The 2,329-nt window shown below is 69.3% G+C and carries 2 protein-coding genes and 1 pseudogene; 2 read left to right on the top strand and 1 reads right to left on the bottom strand.

The genetic code is table 11. The features are described from left to right. Positions 1-102 precede the first annotated feature (102 nt). Positions 103-1,128 carry a 6-phosphofructokinase gene (locus Y706_RS0110325; RefSeq protein ID WP_018773638.1) on the top strand — a complete coding sequence of 342 codons (1,026 nt, stop codon included), beginning with the start codon at positions 103-105 and terminating at the stop codon, positions 1,126-1,128. Between the two features lie 115 nt (positions 1,129-1,243). After that, positions 1,244-1,954 (top strand): GNAT family N-acetyltransferase, encoded by a 711-nt coding sequence (locus tag Y706_RS0110320; protein WP_028276531.1) that lies wholly within the window; start codon positions 1,244-1,246, stop codon positions 1,952-1,954. 16 nt (positions 1,955-1,970) lie between these two features. Here the strand turns inward: Y706_RS0110320 and Y706_RS24845 are convergent. After that, positions 1,971-2,329, bottom strand: a pseudogene (locus Y706_RS24845) (MFS transporter); the annotation flags it as partial.

The raw sequence follows: 2,329 nt of genomic DNA, 5'->3' as shown, positions 1-2,329 counted from the left end.
TGTAACCGTTTGTGTCCTGCCCCACACCCGCCACTAGACTCTAGGGTGAGCTCAGCGTGGCGCTCTGCCTGTACCCCTTCAAACCAGGATTTGAGCCAAGACATGAAAATTGGAATCCTCACCAGCGGCGGAGACTGCCCCGGCCTGAACGCCGTCATCCGTGGCGCCGTCCTCAAAGGAATCGCGGTCCACGGCCAGCAGTTCGTAGGATTCAAGGATGGCTGGCGCGGGGTTGTCGAGGGCGACATCGTGGAAATTCCCCGCACCATGGTCCGCGGCATCGCCAAGCAGGGCGGCACCATCCTGGGCACGTCCCGCACCAACCCGTTTGAGAACGGCGGCGGTCCCGAGGTCATCAAAGCCAACATGGACCGGCTCGGGATCGACGCCATCATCGCCATCGGCGGCGAAGGCACCCTGGCCGCCGCAAAGCGGCTCACCGACGCCGGCCTCAAAATCGTGGGCGTGCCCAAGACGGTCGACAACGACCTCGACGCCACGGACTACACCTTCGGCTTCGACACGGCCGTGGAAATCGCCACCGAGGCAATCGACCGGCTGCGCACCACCGGAGAGTCCCACCACCGCTGCATGATTGCCGAAGTCATGGGACGGCATGTGGGCTGGATCGCCTTGCACGCCGGCATGGCCTCGGGCGCCCACGCCATCCTGATCCCGGAGCAGAAGGCCTCCATGGAACAGATCGCCGAGTGGGTCGTCTCCGCCCACGACCGTGGCCGCGCCCCGCTGCTCGTCGTCGCCGAGGGGTTTGTGCCCGAAGGCCAGGAGTCCCCGCATTCGGAGCGCGGCCTCGACACCTTTGGCCGGCCCCGCCTCGGCGGCATCGCCGAAATGCTTGCCCCCGAACTGGAGGCACGCACCGGCATCGAGACCCGCGCGACGGTCCTTGGCCACATCCAGCGCGGTGGCGTCCCGACGGCGTTCGACCGGGTCCTGGCCACCCGCCTGGGCATGGCCGCCATCGATTCGGTAGTGGAAAAGCGCTGGGGCACCATGGTGTCGCTGCACGGCACGGATATTGTGCACGTCGGTTTCGACGCCGCACTCGGCAACCTCAAGTCCGTACCGCAGAGCCGCTACGACGAGGCCGCAGTCCTCTTCGGCTAAGCGGGACACCGGTAGGGTCCGGCTCGGCGCGGCCCGCAGGGAAGAGCCGGGCGGGCAGCGCCGCAGCCAGGCAGGGGGCAACCGGACGCCCGGCCGCGGTGGGTAGGGTTGATTCATGACTCTTGAGCCCGGTTCCGCAGAAATTGTCCAGCTCGCATGGGCGCGCCGCCTGGGGTTCGACGACGGCGCCTTCGCGGCTGCCGCCGGCGTGAGGCTCACCCGGGCGGATGAGACAGCCCGGTCCCTGCAGTTCGTCCGCCTGTTCGGCAACTCCGCCCTGGTGGGCCCGCAGTGGGCGCTGGACGCCGCCGAGGGTCTCTCGGACGAGGAACTGGCCCAGCACGTGACGCTGCTGACCATCACCCGCGGGCACGGCGGCCACGGGCTCGGCGCCGCGGCACTCTTCTTCGCCGACGACCTCCCCCTGCAGCAGCCTGCCGGGGAGCTGACGGTCTCGCACGGGAACCCGGAAGCGATCGAACTGGAGACGTTCTGCCCGCCCGACGACGTCAACGAGGTGGGCCTCGCCGACCTGGAACACCGCTTCACCGTCCTGCATCTGGAAGACGGGCGGCGGACGCCGGTGGCCTGCGGGGCGTATGCGGAATGGGAAGGGCTCCTGGCCCATATGGGCGTGCTGGTCTCGCCCGAATGGCGGCGCCACGGTCTGGGCAAGCTGGCCGCCTCGGTAGCCGCCCACGAGGCCCTCGCCGCCGGGCTGACGCTGCAGTGGCGTTCAGAAGTCAGCAACAAGGGGTCGCTGGCGCTGGCCCGGAGCCTGGGATTTTCTGCGGGCGGCATCCAGACCAGCGTTCTGCTGGGCTGATCCGGATGCCGCCAGGCTAGCCGCGCTCCGCTGCGGCCCTGTCCGCGTCGGCTTCGTCCGCGGCTGCGGCAGCATCTGGTTCGCCCCAGCCCTGGACCGGCTTGGGCTTGGCGAAGAACAGCGCCACGGCAGCACCGAGCAGAATGACCGCCGCCGGCAGCAGGATGGATTGGCCCATCGCCGTCGAGAACCCCTCATGAAGTTCCGCCGGCAAGGCCCCGCCGAAGCCCATCGGGCTGGCGTCTGCGCCTGCTCCGGGCCGGGCGGGGAGCTCGGCCGCAAGCCGCGACTGGATCAGGACGGCGATGGCGGCGCTGCCGAGTACGGCGCCGATCTGGCGGGTCGTGTTGTAGACGCCTGAGCCGGCTCCCGCCT

It is taken from the genome of Arthrobacter sp. I3 (assembly GCF_000520575.1).
In the GTDB taxonomy this organism is placed as follows: domain Bacteria; phylum Actinomycetota; class Actinomycetes; order Actinomycetales; family Micrococcaceae; genus Arthrobacter; species Arthrobacter humicola_A.
This window is presented reverse-complemented; position numbering and strand designations above follow the sequence as displayed.

What these genes read in the sequence shown, in the direction of transcription:
- Y706_RS0110325 (WP_018773638.1), top strand. Translation starts at nt 103, where the DNA reads ATGAAAATTGGAATCCTCACCAGCGGCGGAGACTGCCCCGGCCTGAAC.
- Y706_RS0110320 (WP_028276531.1), top strand. Translation starts at nt 1,244, where the DNA reads ATGACTCTTGAGCCCGGTTCCGCAGAAATTGTCCAGCTCGCATGGGCG.